Here is a 20,766-nt window from a genome sequence, read left to right on the forward strand (position 1 = left end):
GTTCGTCCTGAGCCAGGATCAAACTCTCCAATAAATTGTGAGTTGATTAGCTCATAATGTCTTTTTGATAAAAAGACTAAAACGTTGACGTTTTGTTCGTTCAGTTTTCAAAGAACTATCTAATGGAGCGGGTGATGGGAATCGAACCCACGACAACAGCTTGGAAGGCTGTAGTTTTACCACTAAACTACACCCGCATATATTTAAAATAATGGTCGGGAAGACAGGATTCGAACCTGCGACCCCTTGGTCCCAAACCAAGTGCTCTACCAAGCTGAGCTACTTCCCGTTAATGGCGCGCCCGAAAGGAGTCGAACCCATAACCTTCTGATCCGTAGTCAGACGCTCTATCCAATTGAGCTACGGGCGCATTTTTTTAAAGCAACTTTTATAGTATAAAACATTTCTTTCTAGTTGTCAACAACTTTTTTTGGTGCGGCCGAGAGGACTTGAACCTCCACGGGGTTGCCCCCACTAGGCCCTCAACCTAGCGCGTCTGCCATTCCGCCACGACCGCTTATTAAGAAGTGATAAAAACTATAATAACAAAAATCATTAAGGAATTCAACTAGTAATTATTGGTGCGGGTGAAGGGAGTCGAACCCCCACGCCTCGCGGCGCCAGATCCTAAGTCTGGTGCGTCTGCCAATTCCGCCACACCCGCAAACTATAAACTATAAACCTTAAACCAAAAATTAACAGTAAATGTAATCCGTCATTATTTTACTTTAAGGTGGTGAGCCATGAAGGACTCGAACCTTCGACCCTCTGATTAAAAGTCAGATGCTCTACCGACTGAGCTAATGGCTCGTTATAAAAATGGCTGGGCTAGCTGGATTCGAACCAACGCATGTCGCAGTCAAAGTGCGATGCCTTACCGCTTGGCTATAGCCCAATAAAATGGCGGTCCGGACGGGACTCGAACCCGCGACCTCCTGCGTGACAGGCAGGCATTCTAACCAACTGAACTACCGGACCATATTGTTTCTAATTTAAAAGTGACCCGTACGGGATTCGAACCCGTGTTACCGCCGTGAAAGGGCGGTGTCTTAACCGCTTGACCAACGGGCCATAGATGAAAATATCTGGCGGAGAAGGAGGGATTTGAACCCTCGCGCCGCTTACGCGACCTACACCCTTAGCAGGGGCGCCTCTTCAGCCTCTTGAGTACTTCCCCATATATATGGCTCCGCAGGTAGGATTCGAACCTACGACCGTTCGGTTAACAGCCGAATGCTCTACCACTGAGCTACTGCGGAATAATATTATCTTGCCGAAATTTGATAGTGAAGATTAATGTCTTAATCACTTATCATCTTGTCGACTCTTACTATTATAAAAACCTAATTACTAAAAGTCAACAATGTTTTTTAAAAAAATATCATTTTTTTGTATTGATCAGATAACATCTATAATATAGCTGATTTCAATAAATTTTATAAAAATCGTTTTACTAATATTTGAGGTTACCACGGGCATCGGGGTTTAAAGTATTTATGGATAGCGTTTAGAGAACATTCTAAGGAAAACGAGTGATGATGCTTTCATGGAACGTTTTTCGAGGAACCTTCCAAACAAAATGATCGTCATGATGCTCTCATGGAGCGCGCTTCATCTACCTCACAAACAAAACGGTCGCCATGAAGCTGTCATAGAGCGCATTCCGAGAGCCGTCCAACAAAAATAGTCCCCGTGACAGGTCCATACACAAGTTCTCGATTAATATTCCTAGCAAAGCAATAATCCTTACAATCCCCAATAAAGCTAACCCCACTTAACCTCCCTAACCTTTTGCAATCTCCCTTTACACTTTCCACAAACAAATCTATCTGTGTTAATACTTCTTTTTCTTTCATATATTTGACTACACTTCACACAACTATAGACGATGATTTTCTTAATTGTTTTCGTTTTGGTACGTTCAGGGAGAGGTGAGCAAAATCTTGGGGCACCGACTTCTTTCATCAAGAGGCGGAAGTCCAAGTCTCTATGCTTATATCCTTTACCTTCAAGGTGGAGATGATAATGGCATAGCTCATGTTTAATAATTCCGACCAACTCTTCCTGTCCAAGCTGCTCAAAGTATTTTCTATTTATCTCAATATGGTGGCTGTCCAGCAAGTAGCGTCCGCCAGTTGAACGAAGTCTTGTGTTGAAATAAGCCTTATGCCGGAACGGTTTACGAAAGCTATTAAGCGATATCTCTTTAACTAATTGCTGCAGTTCTTTATCATCCATTCATTATCCACCTCTATATTATTGTGAACATGACAACCTATTATAGCATATGTTATATATACCCATTAATATTTGACAGTGCCAATTGAGCCTGCAGACAACGTTCAAATGTGCTCTAGCCATCTTCTCTTTTTCTTTCCAATACTGAAATGCACCAAAACAAAAAATAGATGACATCCAGAATGACGATCAAGGAGGTTCTCTCAATGCCTGTTTGGTTTCAAAATCAAATGCAGCGTGCTTTCTTTGAAAAAGATCGATATCAAATAAAATTGTTAAACCAATGTTGGTTTATCTACAGAAAAAAACATTGTTCGTAAAAGTCTTAATTGCGACAAGACCAAAAAAGCGCTAGGCATAACACCTAGCGCTTTACAGATTGCAATCATTCATTCGGAGCAAGCATCGTTAATGCCACTCGCCCTTTTTGTTTATCCACTGAATCAACCCAAACAGTTACGACATCTCCAACGGAAACAATATCTAATGGGTGCTTAACAAATTGACGGCTTAACTTGGAGATGTGAACAAGTCCATCCTGTTTTACGCCAACGTCAACAAAGGCGCCGAAGTCTACCACATTACGAACCGTTCCTTGAAGCTCCATGCCAGCCTGTAAATCTTCTAGCTGAAGGACATCCTTCTTTAAGAGTGGTTTTGGCAACTCATCGCGCGGGTCCCTTTCAGGTCTAACAAGGGCATCGATAATATCCTTTAATGTTAGTTCTCCAACACCTAATTCAGCTGCGGTGTCTGCCACATTTAATTGAGTAAGTGACTCCCTTAATGACGCAGAGCCTAAATCGCTCGTTTTAAAGCCTAATTTAACAAGCAACTTGATGACCTCAGGATATGTTTCTGGATGGATGCCTGTCCGGTCTAGCGGCTCTGTTCCGTCAATGATTCTTAAAAAACCGATTGCTTGCTCATACGTTTTGGCTCCTAGGCGAGGGATTTTTTTCAACTGCTTCCGGTTTGAAAACTTTCCTTCTTCCTCGCGCATTTTGACAATATTGTTTGCGACTGTTTTCGATAATCCTGCTACATTTTGAAGCAAGGATGGGGACGCTGTGTTTACGTTAACACCCACTTGGTTAACAGCTGTTTCTACTACGAAGGTTAATGATTCCGATAATCTTTTTTGGGAAACGTCATGCTGATATTGCCCTACTCCAACTGATTTAGGATCAATCTTCACAAGCTCTGCTAGCGGGTCCTGAAGACGGCGTGCAATGGACACTGCGCTTCTTTCCTCCACTTGCAGATCCGGAAATTCCTCTCTTGCTAAATCAGAAGCAGAATAAACACTCGCTCCCGCTTCATTTACGATCAGATAATAAACCTCTTCTTTAAGTTCCTTCAAAATATCCGCAATAAACTGTTCAGTCTCCCTTGAAGCTGTTCCGTTTCCAATAGCGATCATTTTCACTTGGAACTTATGAATGATGTCAATGATTTGAGCCTTTGCTTCTTTCTGTTTGGACACTGGCGGATGCGGGTAAATTACAGAGATTTTGAGAACTTTACCTGTCTCATCTACGACCGCTAACTTACAGCCCGTTCGGTAAGCAGGGTCTACCGCCAGGACGACCTTCCCTTTTAACGGCGGCTGCAGCAGTAATTTTCGCAAGTTCTCTGAGAAAATCATGATCGCTTGCTCTTCTGCTTTTTCCGTTAATTCATTGCGGATTTCTCTTTCAATCGATGGCTGGATCAAACGTTTATAGCCATCTTCATATGCTTCTTGAACTAAGACTGCAACAGGTGATTTCTCATTCTTAATCCATTTTTTATGTAAATATTTCAAAATAAAGTCGGTATTTGGTTTAATACTGATGCGTAAAATTTCTTCCTTTTCACCACGATTTAAGGCTAATGTCCGGTGCGGAACAATTTTTGAAATCGGTTCTTCGTATTCATAATACATTTCGAAGATTTTTTTCTCGTCCTTTGTGTCATCCTTCACGGTCGATTCGATCGTACCAGTCTTAGCCGTTTGCTGACGAATCCACTTTCTGCTATCTGCATCGTCAGACACCAGCTCAGCAATGATATCCTTTGCTCCGGAGATTGCGTCCTCTACTGTATGTACTCCTTTTTCTTCAGAGAGAAACTCCGTTGCCTTTTCTTCTGGAGCTTGTGTTGAAGGAAAGGCTAGCATCCATTCAGCAAAGGGCTCTAAACCTTTTTCCTTTGCAACAGTTGCCTTTGTCCGGCGCTTTTGTTTATACGGGCGATACAAATCCTCAACTTCCTGCAATTTCTCTGCTGCTTGGATTTGTTTTTGCAATTCGTCTGTTAGCTTTCCTTGTTCATCAATTAAGCGAATGACCTCTACTTTTCTTTGGTCAAGATTTTGTATGTATTGCCAGCGCTCCATAATATCCCGAATTTGAACCTCGTCTAATGCACCAGTTCGTTCCTTACGGTAACGGGCAATAAAAGGAACCGTATTGCCTTCTTCAAGCAGGCTGATTGTATTTTTCACCTGTTTCACTGATAACGATTGTTCCGAAGCAATTCTTTCTAACACTTGATCTTTCTTCGCAATAGTAGTCTCCAACATTTAACCCCCAGCCATTTAGTCTTATTAATTATTTTACCAAATTCTTGATGAAGTTTCATATAGCGATAGTACCAACTATGCCAAAGTGAAAAAGGAAGCTAACCTAGTTATAGGTAGCTTCACGAAAAAATATTTTGTTCTAGTCCGAAGGAAACTCCTGATTAAATGTATCTGCACGAATCGCTTCTTGCAACTTATTAATCGCCCGTCTTTGAAGCCGGGATACATGCATTTGGGATATGCCCAGCTTTTCTCCCGCTTCCTTTTGACTTAAGTTTTCTAAGTAAGTATATTGAATAACTTCTCTTTCTCTCTCTGTTAATACATAAAGCGCTTTTTCCAAAACAAGTATTTGGTCAATTCTTCCATAGCCTTCATCCACATGACCGACAAGATCATGCAACGTAACTGTTCCGCCTTCCGAATCAGCATCGATGGAATGATCGACAGAAAGCGCATGATAGCTTTTGCCCATTTCTAGCGCTTCTATGACTTCTTCCTCCGTTATGTCTAACTGTTCAGCAATCTCATTCATCTTCGGAGATCTTTGCAGCTTGGCAGTTAACTCTTCAACCGTGGTCTTAATTTTTGGTCCGAGCTCTTTGATCCGGCGAGGGACATGAACACTCCATGTTTTATCACGCAAAAATCGTTTAATTTCGCCAATGATTGTCGGCACAGCAAAAGCTTCAAAGTTCTTACCATATGTTTCGTCATAACGACGAATCGCTCCGAGTAAACCAATAAGTCCAACTTGTGTAATATCCTCATGCAAAACTTTGCCTTTAGAATATTTACGGGCAATGGATTCAACCAGATTTTGATAATAAAGAACGAGCGTGTTTTGAGCCTCTTCATCTTGATGAAGCTGATAAGCTTTAATGAGCTGGTTTATTTCTTCCTTCGACTTTTGATTAGGTTGAGATCGTCTTAGCATCCATCTCCACCCGCTCTCCTTCTAGGTATTTGATCATGAACACTGTCACACCCTCTTTATTATGGATTCTAACTTCATCCATTAAAGACTCAATCAAGTACAGTCCTAAACCTCCTTCACGCAAAAATTCAACGCAATCGGTTTTTTCATATCGCCCAATTCCTTGTCTTGCAGAGAGGAAATCAAAGCTTTTTCCATTATCGGCAACCATTATTTCCAAACGGTTCTCATACACTCCAAACCCAACGACTACTTCCCCTTGTTCTTCTGCCTTATATGCATGCTGAACAGCATTTGTACATGCCTCGCTAATAGCTATTTTCAAATCCTCAATAGTGTCATAGGAAAAGCCCATCCGACTGGCAATACCCGATAAAGTTAGCCGGATCACATTGACGAATTCAGCTTTAGCGGGAACTTTGATTTCAATATAGTCAAAAGGTTGATTCATTTACTTCACCTTCACTCTGGCCCGAAATATTGATAATATTAGCAAGTCCAGTCATTTTAAAAAGTCTCATTAAACGCGAAGATAAACCGATAATCTGAAGACCTCCGTTATTTGAACGAAGGTTTTTAAAAACACCGACAAACACGCCTAGCCCTGTACTGTCAAGATAAGAAACATTAGAAAGATTAATGATCATTTCCACCCCTTCTTTATCTGTCAAGGGAAATATCCTTTCTCGAAGCTTCGGAGCTGTAAAAGCATCAATCTCTCCTTGAATATCCACTTTAATTTTATTTGCTTCCTCTTGAATTTTCACTGATATATTCATAACTGACCCACCTTTTTAACATATCAATTGGGGATTTTCTTCCCTGTTTACAACTTATCTAAACCTATTTATTTAAAATAAATTTAATTTATTCAGTTTTTGTTTGAAAAAAATATGTAGAGGGTACAGAAAATTACGTTTGGCAAGCCAATAAAAAAAGCAAGCATTAAAAGAAATGCTTGCCGCGGGTAGATGATAATAAATTATATTAAATATTAGTTCAATTGTCAGACGCACAAATAAAAACAACGCCCTTACAGTAAGAGCGTATTTTACTCTAGAATTCGATGAGACCTAAGCTAATCTGTAAGGCTTCATCCACTTTTTCCATCATTTCATCGTCGAGATGGGTTATTTTATCGGTTAATCGCTGTTTATCGATTGTTCGAATCTGTTCTAATAAGATGACCGAATCCCGTTCAAAGCCATAACGCTTGGCATCAATTTCAACATGAGTAGGCAGCTTAGCCTTCTGAATTTGAGCAGTGATTGCAGCAACAATTACTGTGGGACTAAACCGATTCCCGATGTCGTTTTGGATGATCAGCACTGGACGGACGCCACCTTGTTCTGAACCAACAACTGGGGATAGGTCTGCAAAATAAACGTCACCACGTTTGACAATCAAGGGGTTACCCTCCGCTAACTAGACGTTCAACTGTATGTTCTGCCTCGAATTCTGCTAGAAATGCTTCAGATGCAATCGTCAAGTTTATTTTCGCCATCTCCATATAACCACGTCTCATGGACTCACGGATTTGTCTCTTTTTCCGCTCACGCAAATACATTTTGGTTGCTTGATAAATGAATTCGCTCCGATTAACGTTTTCTTGCTTAACAAAGCCATCTAACTCGGTTACAAGATGTTGCGGTAATTTTACCATAATCTCTGTTGTCGCGCTGGATTCAGACACAAACAAACACCTCCACCATCACTACACACCATTTTATATCTACCATTTTTAATATTAACATCAATCTGACCTCATGCAAAGGGGATTTATCAATTCTCCTCTATTATCAGCCAAAAAATTAAACTTTTATGCATAAAGTGAAACTTTAATCAGTGGAGATTTCCGACGCACGGTAATGCTAAGGCGGACGTTACGATAGGACGGGTATTCTAGATAGTTTCCGTCCTCCACTGATTATTAGTTGAACCAATCGGGCCATTACTGGCAGTTGAGTCCCCACTTGCTCTTCATTGTTATACTTGAATCCTTTAAGTGGGGAGTCTTACTGCCAGTTAATCTGCGATAAGGCTTTACATTCATATCGGAAGAATTTTTTTGATCTCTTCCCCAAGAGTAAGAGATCATACGAACTTAAATAGATAGTGCCTGTTGACCTAAAGAAGGCTATTAACGATCTTGGTGACTTGCCCATTTTTCTTGTACACCCTTGGAATTCTTGCACCCATCATACAAGTAATTTCATAATTAATGGTTTGAAGTTTTTGCGCAATTTCATCTGCTGAAATGGTCTCATTTCCTTGTGGGCCAATCAGCGTTACTTCAGTTCCAACAGGTAATTCTGAAGGGAGCTTGACCATGCATTGATCCATGCAGATTCTGCCGACAATTGGGGCTCTCTTTCCATCAACAAGAACCTCTTGTCCTTGGAGTTTGCGTGTCCATCCATCAGCATACCCAATTGGCAGCGTTCCAATCCATTCATCATCTTGCGCCTCATATGTTGCCCCGTAGCTAATTGTCTCTCCCTTTTGTACCTTTTTGACATTTACAAGCTTCGTATGAAGTGAAAAGGATGGCTTTAAAGGATAAGGAAGTGTCGGCTCCATCTCAATCGATGGCATTAACCCATACATCGCGATTCCCATTCTGACTGCATGAAGATGGGCCTGTGGAAATCTTAATGCGGCCGCGCTATTACTCGTATGAATGATTTCAGGTGTTTGCTTTAACCACGAAATCATTTCATTGAATCGCTCAAGCTGTTTATTAAAGTAAGTCGTATCTAACTCATCTGCAGTTGCGAAGTGAGTAAATATTCCTTCAATTAAAAAAGCGGGATTGCTGCTAACAAGAGCTTCGATTTCCTCTAATTCCTGTTTGCTGCGAATGCCGATTCTACCCATTCCCGTATCAAGCTTTAAATGGAGCTTTAATTTATGCTTGGGGCTGATACAATGTATTGCTTTCTCAAGCCATTCTTTTTGAAAAACTGTCAATGTAATATTAAGTTCCGCAGCTATTTCCACATCTTCTGGCCGGCTCACACCAAGCACAAGAATAGGAGCAGTGATTCCTTTTTTCCTTAATGAAAATGCTTCATCAAGGATCGCGACAGCAATATAGGAAGCTCCTGCCTCCAAGGCCGCAATAGCTACCTCAGCATCCCCATGCCCATATGCGTTCGCCTTCACAACGGCAAAGATTTTCACCTCATCACGCACATGCTTCTTCAATTCTGCAATATTATAAGATATATGATCTAAATTTATTTCTGCCCAAGTATCTCTATAAAAAGCCGTTTGGCACTCTTCGATTTTCAACATCTTTGAACACCCTTTTTCTTGTTTATATGTCGATTATCGACCTCCTTCGACAGGTTTGTCAATTGAATTAACGAATTTTTAGGAATATTCCTAGTACAATTATTTAATCTTCTCATGATTTCAGTAAATTCAACCACTTTTTCAAGATCTATTTTCATGAAAAAAGGCTCTTATCAGAGCCTTTTTAAATTTGATTTATTTTACTGTACTTTCTTGAACCGACTGTGCAACCTCAATGAGTTCTTCTTTTGTAAGATCATTCGATGCAATGACATAGTCGACTCCATTGTACGTCCATTTAATCGTATTATTGGAAAGTGCCGCGATTGTAAAGCCTAAGTCCACTGGCTCGCCATTTACATTAGTAAACGATGTTACAGGCATAGCAACCGCTTTTTCCTGAACGATTGTAAAGGATTTCTCCCCTTCATATGTTAAGACGACCCGCTTGCCGTTATCTATAGCGACCTCTTTCTCATCTGTTAAACTCACGCCTGGGAATTCTGAAGGATATTTCACTGAGAATTCCTCATTTCCGACTTCAGCCAAAACTGGAACATGTAGTTGAGCTCTTGTCATATTCTTTTGAATATCAAAATCTTTTTTATCAAAAGCAGCATTAAACTTCACATCTGAAAACTCTACTTTAACAAGAGCTTTTCTATCTGTATCCATTACTTTAACACTGACTGGCGATAGGTCAGATTTTTTAAATGTGATTTCTTGTGTTGGCAGAACTTGATTGTTTTGATACCTTGTTTTTGTTTCAAATACATAATGAGTTTTCGTTGCTGTAAATTTCGCCTCTTTGTCCTCCGTAATATCTTTTACCAAAGATTCGTAAAGATAGGCTTGACTGCTGTTTTGAGGCCATTCGCTTTGGAATCGGAAGCTTTTGTTCAGGGCTGGCGTCAGAACAAAAACACCTTCGTCATTGCGAAGAATCATTTGACTTTGATCCTTTTGGGCATTTTTGAGATTGACACGGTAATAGGCGGGATCTTTGTGCCAAACCTCAATTTCGTATACTTGCGGCTCTGTTCCTACCTCTAGTGTCATGGTCGCGTTTGCCTTGTACCCTTTTAGCTCCTCAACCTTTGCGTTTAAATCCTTTTCAACATCTTCTTTGGATTTCGTTCCGCAAGCAGACAATGCAAGTACTGCCAATATACCGATTAGCAGCATTAACCACTTTCTCCTCATTCCTTCAACCCCTTTTGCCTCTATTCAGTGTATTGTCCAGCCACAGCACGAAGCCAATTTGTCAACATAGAATTTTGTAATCCATTCTTGTTCCATGTTGAAAACTGACTTTGATTTGCGCTAATCACGAAGGAGAGAAGGACAGACAGATTGGAAACGCTGAGAGTCCGGTTGTCTAGCCTTGTCTCCTATTGCACTATGAATATATGAGACAACCATTTGAATTATGCTAGGTGGAATGACAAGCTTTTTTCTGTGTATAACTAAATCGTTGTCGGATTCGGCAGAACTTGTTCTTGATGTACGAAGTAATCACCAGCGTAGTAGAATGAAACCTCTCGACTTTACTTGCTGAGTTGAGATTGCAAAATTCACCTTACACTTCTTCAATTACCACTTGGGCAACGGCGTATTCTTTACTATGGGAAATAGAAAGATGTACACCTTTTCCTAATGGTTTAGAAATAAACGGCTTCCCTTTTTCATCTTTTTCAATTTCAATATCTAAAAACGAAAGTTCTCCGCCAATTCCAGTCCCAAGCGCTTTCGAAAAAGCCTCTTTCGCCGCAAACCGCCCAGCTAAAAATTCGATCTTTCTTTGCGGTGTTAATGGAAGAAACTCAAGCCTCTCTTTTAATGTCAGTATTCTTTCAGCAAATTTTTCCTGCCGCTCAAAAATTATTCGTATGCGGTCCAGTTCAACAATATCTATTCCAATTCCGGAAATCATCAATCATCATCCTTCTATTTAAAGTAAAATCGACATAATCAATAGTATAAAGTACAACTTCATTCAGTGGGGTGTCTTTTCCCACTGAATGTTAGATGCGGCCCACAGGATGTGGGTCACGCAGACGTTGCCACAGGACGTGGCGCTCTTAGTCTGCGTTCTTTAAATCGGGCCTTTACGGGCAGTTGATCTCCCACCTAGACTTCTCCGAGTTATCTAAAGTTTTAAGGTAGGAGTTTTACTGCCCGTTAATCTGCGATAAGACAGCCAAGCTTTCAGCGGTATATACATTATAATCATATATTTATTATTTATTTCGGCTATTATGGAAGTAATAAGGAGAGAAAAGAGGAGCATTATGTTTATACGGACAGAAAGCTTTAAAGAATTTTTGCGATTTTATCCCATTGTTTCTATTATCATTTTTATTCATCTTGTTCTGTATGTTATTTCGAAAATTCCATGGGTCCCTCATTTATGGATGTATGAAAACTTTGCTGGGGTGAACCTTTATATTGCAGATGGTGAGTATTGGCGTCTGCTTACACCTGTTTTTTTGCATAGTGATTTTACCCATATGCTTTTTAATAGCTTTTCCCTGGTTCTTTTTGGGCCAGCTTTAGAGAGAATACTCGGAAAAGGAAAATTTATTTTTGTATACCTCATAGCTGGGATTGCTGCGAATATCGCAACTTTCCTTATAGAGCCGTTAACTTATATTCATGTAGGGTCAAGCGGAGCGATATTTGGACTTTTCGGCTATTATGCTTCCATCATTCTATTTAGAAAAGATCTCATGTCGAAGGCCAATTCCCAACTGATTTTGACAATCACAATTATTGCTTTGATTATGACTTTTTTACAACCAAATATCAATATTACAGCCCATTTCTTCGGCCTGTTAGCGGGATTTCTGTTAGGGATAGCATTCCTAAAAAACAAAAAAAATTGGTGATTCACTAGACAAAAAGCGCCTAACCGGCGCTTTTACTTCGAATAAGAATACCATTTATAAATGTCATGTAAATCGTTTTTTTCTAGATCAACAACTGTACCGCCCGCTCCCCCGGATCCGGACATGACAACAGCTGAAATGGTCCCAAGATCTTTTCCCCTTTGTAAATAGCTATCTTGAATGTTTAAAGATTGAATACGATTTCTTTTCATAAAAACCGTTGTCTTATTTATCGCACGATACCTTAAGGTAAGCTGTGAGTCCCTTATTTCAAATCCCGCATCTCTATAATTAATAAACGCCCATACTACAGAGAAGATGACGAATAAAAGAGCCAAATATCCCCATGGTCTGAAAAAAATAATCGCTGCCGCAGCTACTGGCACACTGTAAAGAAGCCCTCTGAATATATAGCGTTTGATTGCTCTCCTCGGAGCGGGCCTGATGGTCGGTTCGAAGGAATAATCCGCTAAATATGGCGCTAAAACTTTGACAATGTGATTCTTATTAATGATTGGCAGGAGCATGACACGGGCACTTTCCTGGTCAGTAGCTGAGCCGCCTGCACTTTCTAAATAAACAGTCCCGAATCCTAGAGGCTGTCTAACTAAATTTTCTGATATTCGAATAGCTTGAATCCGGGTTAAGGGAATGGTCAGCTGCCGCTTTTCTAAAAGCCCCCTCGTAATTACGAGATCATCACCCGATTTATTTACCGTAAACCCTGCATATTTAACCATTGTCCCTACTAAGGCAATTACCCATGCAACGACAAAGCCGAGAAACACAAGAATACTGATTAAAATAACTCCGTTTGATATGACATCCCCCAGACCTTTAAATAGCTTTTCATAAGGAATCATGTCTTCAAATTGAAAGGCGAAAGCGAAAACTGCCGATAAAACAACTCCAACTCCCCCTGAGGTTGATGCTAAAAGCAATAGCTCCCTAGGTGATATTTGATAGAGTGTTTCACTTTGATTTTTGTGATGGGAAACATCGATGCCTGCGTCTTTAAGATCGTTTTTCGCGGAAAAAAGCAATTGCTGAATACGATTGGCCTCTTCCTTTGAAATGGCCGTTAGTACAGCTTCTGCCTCTCCTTTGCCGCTCGAACCAGCTGTTTCTACCTTCACTCTCACAAGGCCAAATGGTCGCTGCAAAATTCCCTCAGATAAATCTAAGCTCTGAATACGCTCGATCGGGATATATCTCTTTTTTCTTACAAAAATGCCGTATTCGATCCTCAACTCCCCTTCTTCTAGCCGGTATGTAAACTTTAGCCATGAAAGGATCCCGCCAATAAGGATGATAACGACAACAGCTAAAGAAATAAGCAATTGCCAGCTGCCATCTCTGCTGCCAAAAACAACAAACACAAGAAATGGAATAATTAAATCCTTCAATTGCTTTAAAAAGTTAAAGACAGCTGAAATCGGGTGAAGTCTTTTCGGTTCAGACATCTTCATCAGCCACCCTTGCTAGTTTAGAAATGAAGAATCTAAGCTCCTCTGCCTCATCCAAATCGAGTGCTGGTATTTCATGAACCGTCGCTGCGGTAGAAACGGTTACGGTCGCGAGCTCGTATTTGCACATGATCGGTCCTTGTCTCGTATCCACGTGCTGAACTCTTATCATTGGTACGAGTGTTCTTTTTATAACGAATATACCATGCTGAAGCTCGATTTCATTCTCTCTCACTTCATATCGCCAGCGCTTCCATCTTAAGGATGGAATGAGCACCACAACTACATACGCATCGATAACAAATAATAAAGTTGCTATTGCTATAATCCAAATCGGCCAATCAAACACGATCGTCAGTCCAATTATGCTCCCAGCAACCAGAAGCGAAATCAGTGAATGGATCGCACCGGAAATTCTCCAAACCGTCAAACCTTTTTCCGATATTCTTTTTTGCGGTTCTAAAACCATGTCCGACCTCCTGCATATTCCTACGTCTATATAGTATACATTAGCATGACAGAAGCATTGAGGAAAAATATTTTTATCGACAGGAACATCCGTTCTTTATTTTTGTTTATAAACTATATACAATGGTAATTATGGTAGGGATTATAATTAATTAGGAGTGTGGTACATATGAAAGGTCAAGCAACACCATATTTATATTTCAATGGAAATGCCAGAGAAGCTCTAGAATATTATAAAGAAGTTTTTGAAGGTGAAATTTCGAATTTGCAAACATTTGGTGATGCCGATTATCCAACCCCTCCTGAAGCAGATGACAAAATCATGCATGCTCAATTTAGAAAAGATGATTTATTCCTTATGGCTTCAGATTCATTCACAAATGATTCCGTTCAAATTGGTAATCACATCTCGTTAGCCCTAGAACTTGAATCCGAAGAAGAAATACAAAAAGTATATGACCGTCTTATCAAGAAAGGCAATGTGCTAATGGAGCTTCAAGATACATTTTGGGGAGCAAAGTATGCAAAAGTGAAGGATGACTTTGGAGTTATTTGGGATTTAAATATGACAAAGTCTTAATGCACCATTCCTATTTTTGAATAAAAAAATGAAGAGAGCATGCCTTTGCATGCTCTCCCCTTACTTAACGATAGTTATTCGAATTGCTTCGGTTGTTGCTATTGCTGTATCGTTTCCCTGATGAAGAACCTTGACGCGTTCTTACCGGTGCTTTTTGTCTTCCTCTTTGACCGCCGTAAGATCTGTTGCGATCGTCAGGTCTGCGGTCTCTCTTAGATGGCAGCGGTTTTTCTTCTGTTAATTTCACAGGAGTTGTGTCTGGTTCTTTCGTAAGCATTTTTAAGACAGCTTGAACAATAATCGTTGCATCTTGTTGCTCTAATAATTCTTCTGCTGCTTGCTTATAATATTGCAAGTTGTTTGCTTCAACAGATTGCAAAATGCGCTCAATAACTGCCTTTTGCTGACCTTCTAATGCTTCATCTACTGTCGGCGGCTTCATGCGCTCCATTTTTCTTTTTGTTGTTTTTTCAACAACTTGTAAATAAGACTTTTCTCTCGGCGTAATAAAAGTCATTGCCATTCCCGATTTGCCAGCACGGCCTGTACGGCCAATGCGGTGTACATAGCTTTCTGGATCTTGTGGAATATCGAAGTTATACACATGTGTAACACCCGAAATATCAAGTCCGCGAGCTGCCACATCCGTAGCAACAAGAACATCGATTGAGCCTTCTTTAAATTTGCGTAAGACAGACATACGCTTTGCTTGGCTTAAGTCCCCATGAATGCCTTCAGCATTGTACCCTCTTAAATTCAGTGCTTCTGCAAGCTCATCGACACGGCGCTTCGTACGGCCGAATACAATGGCAAGCTCAGGAGACTGAATATCAAGAAGTCTTGCCAAAATATCAAATTTGCTTCTCTCTTGAACTTCTAAATAAAATTGTTCAATTAAAGGAACCGTTACTTCTTTTGCTTTTACACGTACGATTTGTGGATCCTTCATGAAACGCTCAGCCATTCTTTGAATTGGCGGCGGCATCGTAGCAGAGAATAATAACGTTTGGCGCTCTGCTGGAATTGCCGCAAGGATGGACTCAATATCCTCGATAAAGCCCATATTTAACATCTCATCCGCTTCATCAAGAATAGCAGTATGCACATTATCTAAGCGCAAGGTTTTACGGTTAATATGATCAAGAACCCGTCCAGGAGTCCCAACAATAATATGAGGGCGATTTTTTAAAGCGCGAATTTGGCGGTTAATATCTTGTCCACCATAAATCGCAAGGACTCTCGTTCTTTTTCCATAGCCAATTTTGTATAACTCCTCTGAAACTTGAATAGCAAGCTCACGAGTAGGAGCAATGATAATACCTTGAATTACATCTTTTTCGTGATCAATTTTATCAATCATCGGAATACCAAACGCTGCTGTTTTTCCCGTACCTGTTTGTGCCTGTCCGATCAAATCTTTATTTTCTAAGCTTAACGGGATCGTTTGCGCTTGAATAGGTGTTGCTTCTTCAAATCCCATTCGTTTTAGGGATTTCATCGTTGCAGGGCTAATGCCCAAATCTTGAAACTTTGTCACTATATTCATTCTCCTTCTAAAATAAAACTTACCCTGGGATGGGTCCTCATGAAATATAAATTTGAGTGCACTTCTTCACAATAAACAAATATATAAGCCTTTATGAAAATAATTTCCGCACCCTATAAAAATCCTATTTGAAAGTGAAAAAAGACATTCTCCAACGGGAGTATGTCCAGTTTTCAATTGAAGTCCTCTAGGCACTTTGGTGATAATTCTACCACTATAAGAGCTTGTTTGCAATGAGTGTTGAAGAGAAATGCGGAAGCGCCTTATCAAGGAACTTCGACTATAAATTGACATGGTCTCTGGCATTATCCAGCTAGGCACTGGAGCTAGAGTTATAGGACAAGCTTAGATCCTTTCGATCAATCTGTGGCCTTTAACGCTTTGTTATAGGACATACTTCGGCACTTTCGACCAATTTTTGTCCTTTAATGCTTCGTTTAAGGACACACTTTGGCGCTTTCTAGCAATCTGTGGCCTTTATTGCTTCGTCTAAGGACATACTTTGGCGCTTTCTTGCAATCCGTGTCCTTTATTGCTGTGTTTAAGGACATACTTTGGTGCTTTCTACCAATCTGTGGCCTTTATTGCTTCGTTTAAGGACATACTTTGGCGCTTTCTAGCAATCTGTGTCCTTTATTGCTTCGTTTAAGGACATACTTTGGCGCTTTCTAGCAATCTGTGTCCTTTATTGCTTTGTTTAAGGACATACTTTGGCGCTTTTGACCAAGTTGTGTCCTTTAACAGATTAGAGAGCCCTTATTGAATAGGCTCTCTCAATAAAAAGTGATGAATTTCGGAAAAGAGATTTTCACTTTCCTCACAATGACAAATGAGATGCCTAGATTCTTTTACGTAAATAAGTTTTTTAGCCGAAGCCCCAATGCTCTGATAAAGGAATTGAGCACTCTTTGGTGGAACGACGCCATCGCACTCTCCTTGGGCGATAAAAGTAGGAATTTCTACTTTGTTTAAAATCGGTCTAACCGTAGAAACGAGTCTGCGAAATTGTAAAGTTGCTGTGAAAGGAGTTGCTTTAATTTTTCGTTTGTATCTTGTAAACATTTCATTTTCAGAAATACGTCCCCGTAAGGCGTCCTTTACCATATCGCCGATATCTAAAAAAAGCTGTTTTGGATTTAAATAATAAGCCGCCGCACTTAATAATACCAGTTTTGTAACCGGATAATGGACAGCTAAATAACTTGCGATCAACCCACCCATCGAAAAGCCAATAACATATACAGTCTCGCATTTTGCAATTAATCGCTGTAATTCTCGTTCCGCATGTTCAATCCAATTTTTATATTCTATGCCTTTTAGACTTAATGTATCTCCATGTCCAGGCAGTGTTGGTACTGCGATTTCCCAATTTGTCCGTTTCCTTAAATAGTCTGCCAAAGGCTCTACTTCAAAAGGAGCCCCTGTAAAACCATGTATGCATAAACATCCAATCACATAAATCACCGCCAGTAAAAATTGAAAGATTAATTCTATTTTACACCCTTGATTTTGAACAATGCTAATTTTCGAAATGGTAATATTAAGGTAGGGATTCACTGACCTGAAACTTTGTTTGAACCTTTCGTCTCCCTTATTTGTATATGAGTTAAAAGATTCAGACCAATTTGAGATTCCTGATATCCCGTTAAAAAGGAATCGATTGGAGCGCACCTTTCGCTATCTCGGCTCTCCGGCAGAAAATCCGTTTGAACACTATATAAACAGTGCAGGCAGTCTAACAGTTTTAGCACTCTCTCCAATTCTATTAGGATTGTTATTTGTTATCCTTCAATTTATCCGGCTAAGTTATTGAAAAAATCCCTGTTTCACATGGAACAGGGATTTTTTTCTATATAATACAGTATGAGTAAAAAAACTATTTTACAAAATTAATTCCAAGGCCAGTTTATTGCAGGGCAGCTATGATTTCTTCTAGCTTCATGCCTCTTGATGCTTTGACTAAAACAATTGTTTCCTCGTCAACGAGTTTTTCAATTTTTTCGATCAGCAGCTGCTTTTCAGTAAATGAAAATACGTGATCAGCTGGCAATTTCTTTCTTGCACCTTCAGCAATCCATTCTCCTAACTTGCCAAATGTTAAGACATAGTTAATTTTATTAGGATCAATGGATTCGCCCATCTTCAGATGAAAATTCTTTTCTTCTGGACCTAGTTCAAGCATGTCGCCAAGAACGAGAATTTTATTTTTGTAGCCTGGAAGATGGGAAAGAAGCTCGATTGCTGCATGCATCGAGGTTGGGCTTGCATTATAGGCATCATTGATGATTTTTTCGCCTTTTCTGCCTTGCAGTAGTTCTGTTCGCATATTTGTTAATTTCAGCTTGGCGAAGCCTTCGTTCATTTTTTCATATGGCACACCAAATTGGTTAGCGACTGTCATCGCGGCTAAAGCGTTTAAAACATTATGTGTTCCTAAAACAGGAAGCTTAAATTCGCTATTTGACACATTCGTGCTGAAGACGCTCCCATTATCATTTTGTTCAATATCCACAGGGTAGATATTATTTATCCCCCTTCTACCAAATGTTTTAATCATTATATTGCCTTTATAATCTAATAACTTTTCACTTAAAAGCGGTTCATCCCCGTAATAAGTAACTAAGCCATTCTCCTGAAGACCATTGATAATTTCTAGCTTTGCTTCAGTTATTCCCTCTCGCGAACCTAAGTCAAGAAGGTGGGACTCCCCAATATTAGTGATGATCGCTGCCTCAGGTCGTGCGAGTCGGGTTAGAAAATCAATCTCTCCCCTACTGCTCATCCCCATTTCCAAAACAGCTATTTCTGTATCTTCTTCTAAAGCCAGGATGGTTAATGGCAAGCCAATTTCATTATTAAAATTTCCTTCTGTTTTTTGAACTTTGTATTCAATCGCAAGGAGATTGGCCGTCATGTCCTTTGTTGTCGTTTTCCCATTGCTGCCGGTAATGCCGACAATGCGAACATTAAGCATATTTCGATAAGCTCTTGCAAGCTCTTGCAAGGCTAACAGCGTATCTTCAACGATTAATATCGGTAAATGCAATGGCGGATTCGGCACATCCTTTTGCCAAAAAGCTGCCGCAGCGCCCTTTTGGATCGCTTCCTCTACAAAGCGATGGCCGTCAGAGTTTTCACCTTTAAAAGGGACAAATAAATTGCCTTGTTCAATCTTTCTAGAATCTATGCTTAAACCGCGCACTTCTATATTCTGAAATTCAGAAAGATCATTTTCAATTTTGATCATTTCCGAAATCTGTTTAACTGTTTTTGTTATCATTTCGAACCTCCTTGGCTAACGAACGATCTGCATTCTTTATCTTAACATGTAGTCATAGAAGAAACACGGCAAAAAGCCGTGTTCCAACTGCTTATTCCAGCTCCACAAGGAACGCTACGGCAGTATTATCACCGCACTAGTAAAAGCGTTAGCTTTTGAAGGAGCGCCTAAGGGCTCAAGGTCACAAGCCAATCCGTCAAGTAGGTTAAAGAGCAACTTACTCGCCATCTTGTCTTGTGCTTGCGGCCCACAGAATGTGGGTCATGCAGACGTTGCCGCAGGTCGTGGCGACTTAAGTCTGCGGTCCTTAATTAGTCAAGGCGCTTCCGCTTTTTTTATTCCATCGTATATTTAATATGCTGCTTTTCGTTGTGTCTTTCAATAGCCAAATTAACAAGGCGTTCAATTAACTGTGGATACTCAACCCCAGTGTGCTTCCAAAGCAGCGGGAACATGCTAAATGGCGTAAATCCAGGCATCGTATTAACCTCATTAATATACCATTTTCCTTCTCGTGTTAAGAAGAAGTCCGCTCTCACTAGTCCCGAACAGTCAAGTGATTTGAATGCACGAATGGCCATTTCCTTTAGCTGCTCATACTCTGATTCTGTAATTTCAGCCGGAATAATTAATGCAGTGTTGCCATCTTCATATTTGGCTTTATAATCATAAAATTCCTTTTTCGGAACAATTTCGCCGGCAACAGAACATTCAGGGTGATCATTGCCAAGGACACCAGCCTCAATTTCTCTAGCCGTCACGCCCTCTTCGATAATGATTTTACGGTCAAATTTGAATGCTTCAGAAAATGCCTTTTCCAACTCTGATCGATTCGTACATTTGCTAATCCCTACACTTGAACCAAGGTTTGCCGGTTTGACAAAGCATGGATAGCCAAGTTCACTTTCAACCTTTTTATATGCTTCCTCATTATCCTTCTCCCATTCACTGCGGATAAACCAAACATATTTCACTTGAGGAAGGCCTGCCTGAGCAAAGATATTTTTCATTATCACTTTATCCATTCCAGCTGATGATGAAAGCACGCCGTTCCCAACATAAGGAAGATTAAGTAGTTCAAGCAAGCCCTGAACCGTGCCATCTTCTCCATTCGGTCCGTGCAGCAGCGGGAAGATAACATCGAATGAGCCTTTTTCATCTTCTGTAGCCTTAAACAATGCAGGAGCTAAAGCCGTAGGAGGAAGTGCATCCAAGTTGGAAAACGCCAGCTCCTTCACATTTTCAACAGGTCCTGTTAGCTGGGGTCCTTTATTCCAAGCGCCATCTTTTGATATATATATAGGATAAACTTCAAACTTCTCTTGGTCTAACGCCTTTAAGACAGCCATAGCTGTTTGCATAGAAACTTCATGTTCAGCGGATTTCCCGCCGTATAATAGTCCAACTTTCGTTTTCATAAATAATGTGAACCTCCATTCTCAATCACTTTCCTATTTTACCACTTAGTGAATTAAGAAAGGGAGTGATTAAGGTGTGATT

General features: G+C 40.2%; 19 protein-coding genes and 11 tRNA genes. 3 read left to right on the plus strand and 27 right to left on the minus strand.

Features of this window, described 5'->3' with window-relative positions:
- Window positions 1–123: 123 nt before the first annotated feature.
- The 12 genes from F7731_RS24825 to F7731_RS24880 all read right to left on the minus strand — a co-directional run bounded on the left by F7731_RS24825 (window position 124) and on the right by F7731_RS24880 (window position 2,238).
- Window positions 124–197, minus strand: a tRNA-Gly gene (locus F7731_RS24825).
- 15 nt (window positions 198–212) lie between these two features.
- Window positions 213–289 (minus strand) — tRNA-Pro (locus F7731_RS24830).
- Window positions 290–293: 4 nt separating this feature from the next.
- Window positions 294–370, minus strand: a tRNA-Arg gene (locus F7731_RS24835).
- Window positions 371–431: 61 nt separating this feature from the next.
- A tRNA-Leu gene (locus F7731_RS24840) sits at window positions 432–517 on the minus strand.
- Window positions 518–579: 62 nt separating this feature from the next.
- Window positions 580–664 (minus strand) — tRNA-Leu (locus F7731_RS24845).
- Between the two features lie 70 nt (window positions 665–734).
- Window positions 735–810: transfer RNA gene (locus tag F7731_RS24850), tRNA-Lys, on the minus strand.
- A 10-nt stretch (window positions 811–820) separates the two neighbouring features.
- Window positions 821–895, minus strand: a tRNA-Gln gene (locus F7731_RS24855).
- A gap of 6 nt (window positions 896–901) precedes the next feature.
- Window positions 902–978 (minus strand) — tRNA-Asp (locus F7731_RS24860).
- Window positions 979–999: 21 nt separating this feature from the next.
- Window positions 1,000–1,071 (minus strand) — tRNA-Glu (locus F7731_RS24865).
- 15 nt (window positions 1,072–1,086) lie between these two features.
- Window positions 1,087–1,177 (minus strand) — tRNA-Ser (locus F7731_RS24870).
- A 7-nt stretch (window positions 1,178–1,184) separates the two neighbouring features.
- Window positions 1,185–1,259: transfer RNA gene (locus F7731_RS24875), tRNA-Asn, on the minus strand.
- A gap of 505 nt (window positions 1,260–1,764) precedes the next feature.
- Window positions 1,765–2,238, minus strand: coding sequence for a SprT family protein (locus F7731_RS24880; RefSeq protein WP_151537467.1), 474 nt, complete (start codon window positions 2,236–2,238; stop codon window positions 1,765–1,767).
- 206 nt (window positions 2,239–2,444) lie between these two features.
- Here F7731_RS24880 and cmpA point away from each other — a divergent pair, with 206 nt between their 5' ends.
- Window positions 2,445–2,558: a cortex morphogenetic protein CmpA gene (gene cmpA / locus F7731_RS24885; RefSeq protein WP_151537468.1), complete on the plus strand. Its 114-nt coding sequence runs from the start codon at window positions 2,445–2,447 to the stop codon at window positions 2,556–2,558.
- 65 nt (window positions 2,559–2,623) lie between these two features.
- Here cmpA and F7731_RS24890 read toward each other — a convergent pair whose 3' ends face one another.
- The 9 genes from F7731_RS24890 to acpS form a co-directional block, all read right to left on the minus strand.
- Window positions 2,624–4,804, minus strand: coding sequence for a Tex family protein (locus tag F7731_RS24890; RefSeq protein ID WP_212031247.1), 2,181 nt, complete (start codon window positions 4,802–4,804; stop codon window positions 2,624–2,626).
- A 139-nt stretch (window positions 4,805–4,943) separates the two neighbouring features.
- Window positions 4,944–5,741, minus strand: coding sequence for an RNA polymerase sigma factor SigB (sigB, locus tag F7731_RS24895; protein ID WP_151537470.1), 798 nt, complete (start codon window positions 5,739–5,741; stop codon window positions 4,944–4,946).
- Complete coding sequence (rsbW, locus tag F7731_RS24900; RefSeq protein WP_151537471.1) at window positions 5,719–6,192, minus strand: anti-sigma B factor RsbW; 474 nt, start codon at window positions 6,190–6,192, stop codon at window positions 5,719–5,721. Before rsbW ends, sigB begins: the two co-directional genes overlap by 23 nt.
- Window positions 6,176–6,520 (minus strand): STAS domain-containing protein, encoded by a 345-nt coding sequence (locus F7731_RS24905; protein ID WP_151537472.1) that lies wholly within the window; start codon window positions 6,518–6,520, stop codon window positions 6,176–6,178. The genes rsbW and F7731_RS24905 overlap by 17 nt, the downstream gene beginning before the upstream one ends.
- A 277-nt stretch (window positions 6,521–6,797) precedes the next feature.
- Window positions 6,798–7,148, minus strand: coding sequence for a type II toxin-antitoxin system endoribonuclease NdoA (gene ndoA / locus F7731_RS24910; RefSeq protein ID WP_151537473.1), 351 nt, complete (start codon window positions 7,146–7,148; stop codon window positions 6,798–6,800).
- A gap of 4 nt (window positions 7,149–7,152) precedes the next feature.
- The gene (locus tag F7731_RS24915) at window positions 7,153–7,434 is read right to left on the minus strand and encodes a CopG family ribbon-helix-helix protein (protein ID WP_151537474.1); all 282 of its coding nucleotides are present in this window, start codon (window positions 7,432–7,434) and stop codon (window positions 7,153–7,155) included.
- A gap of 434 nt (window positions 7,435–7,868) precedes the next feature.
- Window positions 7,869–9,038: an alanine racemase gene (gene alr / locus F7731_RS24920; RefSeq protein ID WP_151537475.1), complete on the minus strand. Its 1,170-nt coding sequence runs from the start codon at window positions 9,036–9,038 to the stop codon at window positions 7,869–7,871.
- A 195-nt stretch (window positions 9,039–9,233) separates the two neighbouring features.
- On the minus strand, window positions 9,234–10,241 hold the full coding sequence (locus F7731_RS24925; protein ID WP_151537476.1) for a LolA family protein: 1,008 nt from the start codon (window positions 10,239–10,241) through the stop codon (window positions 9,234–9,236).
- 376 nt (window positions 10,242–10,617) lie between these two features.
- Complete coding sequence (gene acpS, locus F7731_RS24930) at window positions 10,618–10,971, minus strand: holo-ACP synthase (RefSeq protein WP_151537477.1); 354 nt, start codon at window positions 10,969–10,971, stop codon at window positions 10,618–10,620.
- 358 nt (window positions 10,972–11,329) lie between these two features.
- On the opposite strand from acpS, the gene F7731_RS24935 reads away from it, so the two are divergent.
- Window positions 11,330–11,926 carry a rhomboid family intramembrane serine protease gene (locus F7731_RS24935; RefSeq protein ID WP_151537478.1) on the plus strand — a complete coding sequence of 199 codons (597 nt, stop codon included), beginning with the start codon at window positions 11,330–11,332 and terminating at the stop codon, window positions 11,924–11,926.
- A 32-nt stretch (window positions 11,927–11,958) separates the two neighbouring features.
- On the opposite strand, the gene F7731_RS24940 is transcribed toward F7731_RS24935, so the two are convergent.
- A complete protein-coding gene (locus F7731_RS24940) occupies window positions 11,959–13,389 on the minus strand; it encodes a PH domain-containing protein (protein ID WP_151537479.1) in 1,431 nt (476 codons plus the stop codon).
- Window positions 13,382–13,861, minus strand: a complete 480-nt coding sequence (locus tag F7731_RS24945; RefSeq protein ID WP_151537480.1) for a PH domain-containing protein — start codon at window positions 13,859–13,861, stop codon at window positions 13,382–13,384. The genes F7731_RS24940 and F7731_RS24945 overlap by 8 nt, the downstream gene beginning before the upstream one ends.
- Window positions 13,862–14,029: 168 nt before the next feature.
- Here F7731_RS24945 and F7731_RS24950 point away from each other — a divergent pair, with 168 nt between their 5' ends.
- Window positions 14,030–14,440, plus strand: a complete 411-nt coding sequence (locus tag F7731_RS24950; protein ID WP_151537481.1) for a VOC family protein — start codon at window positions 14,030–14,032, stop codon at window positions 14,438–14,440.
- 64 nt (window positions 14,441–14,504) lie between these two features.
- Here the strand turns inward: F7731_RS24950 and cshA are convergent, their stop codons facing one another.
- The 4 genes from cshA to F7731_RS24975 form a co-directional block, all read right to left on the minus strand.
- A complete protein-coding gene (cshA, locus tag F7731_RS24955) occupies window positions 14,505–15,977 on the minus strand; it encodes a degradosome RNA helicase CshA (protein ID WP_151537482.1) in 1,473 nt (490 codons plus the stop codon).
- 765 nt (window positions 15,978–16,742) lie between these two features.
- On the minus strand, window positions 16,743–17,441 hold the full coding sequence (locus F7731_RS24960) for an alpha/beta hydrolase (protein WP_151537483.1): 699 nt from the start codon (window positions 17,439–17,441) through the stop codon (window positions 16,743–16,745).
- Between the two features lie 451 nt (window positions 17,442–17,892).
- On the minus strand, window positions 17,893–19,266 hold the full coding sequence (locus F7731_RS24970) for a UDP-N-acetylmuramoyl-tripeptide--D-alanyl-D-alanine ligase (RefSeq protein WP_151537485.1): 1,374 nt from the start codon (window positions 19,264–19,266) through the stop codon (window positions 17,893–17,895).
- A gap of 335 nt (window positions 19,267–19,601) precedes the next feature.
- Window positions 19,602–20,684: a D-alanine--D-alanine ligase gene (locus F7731_RS24975; RefSeq protein WP_151537486.1), complete on the minus strand. Its 1,083-nt coding sequence runs from the start codon at window positions 20,682–20,684 to the stop codon at window positions 19,602–19,604.
- Window positions 20,685–20,766 lie beyond the last annotated feature (82 nt).

The sequence above is a fragment of the Cytobacillus depressus genome (assembly GCF_008923245.1).
Taxonomy (GTDB): domain Bacteria; phylum Bacillota; class Bacilli; order Bacillales; family Cytobacillaceae; genus Cytobacillus; species Cytobacillus depressus.

What these genes read in the sequence shown, in the direction of transcription:
- alr (WP_151537475.1), bottom strand. Translation starts at nt 9,038, where the DNA reads ATGTTGAAAATCGAAGAGTGCCAAACGGCTTTTTATAGAGATACTTGG.
- F7731_RS24970 (WP_151537485.1), bottom strand. Translation starts at nt 19,266, where the DNA reads ATGATAACAAAAACAGTTAAACAGATTTCGGAAATGATCAAAATTGAA.
- rsbW (WP_151537471.1), bottom strand. Translation starts at nt 6,192, where the DNA reads ATGAATCAACCTTTTGACTATATTGAAATCAAAGTTCCCGCTAAAGCT.
- F7731_RS24925 (WP_151537476.1), bottom strand. Translation starts at nt 10,241, where the DNA reads ATGAGGAGAAAGTGGTTAATGCTGCTAATCGGTATATTGGCAGTACTT.
- cmpA (WP_151537468.1), top strand. Translation starts at nt 2,445, where the DNA reads ATGCCTGTTTGGTTTCAAAATCAAATGCAGCGTGCTTTCTTTGAAAAA.
- F7731_RS24950 (WP_151537481.1), top strand. Translation starts at nt 14,030, where the DNA reads ATGAAAGGTCAAGCAACACCATATTTATATTTCAATGGAAATGCCAGA.
- F7731_RS24940 (WP_151537479.1), bottom strand. Translation starts at nt 13,389, where the DNA reads ATGTCTGAACCGAAAAGACTTCACCCGATTTCAGCTGTCTTTAACTTT.
- F7731_RS24945 (WP_151537480.1), bottom strand. Translation starts at nt 13,861, where the DNA reads ATGGTTTTAGAACCGCAAAAAAGAATATCGGAAAAAGGTTTGACGGTT.
- acpS (WP_151537477.1), bottom strand. Translation starts at nt 10,971, where the DNA reads ATGATTTCCGGAATTGGAATAGATATTGTTGAACTGGACCGCATACGA.
- F7731_RS24975 (WP_151537486.1), bottom strand. Translation starts at nt 20,684, where the DNA reads ATGAAAACGAAAGTTGGACTATTATACGGCGGGAAATCCGCTGAACAT.
- F7731_RS24890 (WP_212031247.1), bottom strand. Translation starts at nt 4,804, where the DNA reads ATGTTGGAGACTACTATTGCGAAGAAAGATCAAGTGTTAGAAAGAATT.
- F7731_RS24880 (WP_151537467.1), bottom strand. Translation starts at nt 2,238, where the DNA reads ATGGATGATAAAGAACTGCAGCAATTAGTTAAAGAGATATCGCTTAAT.
- F7731_RS24935 (WP_151537478.1), top strand. Translation starts at nt 11,330, where the DNA reads ATGTTTATACGGACAGAAAGCTTTAAAGAATTTTTGCGATTTTATCCC.
- sigB (WP_151537470.1), bottom strand. Translation starts at nt 5,741, where the DNA reads ATGCTAAGACGATCTCAACCTAATCAAAAGTCGAAGGAAGAAATAAAC.
- F7731_RS24905 (WP_151537472.1), bottom strand. Translation starts at nt 6,520, where the DNA reads ATGAATATATCAGTGAAAATTCAAGAGGAAGCAAATAAAATTAAAGTG.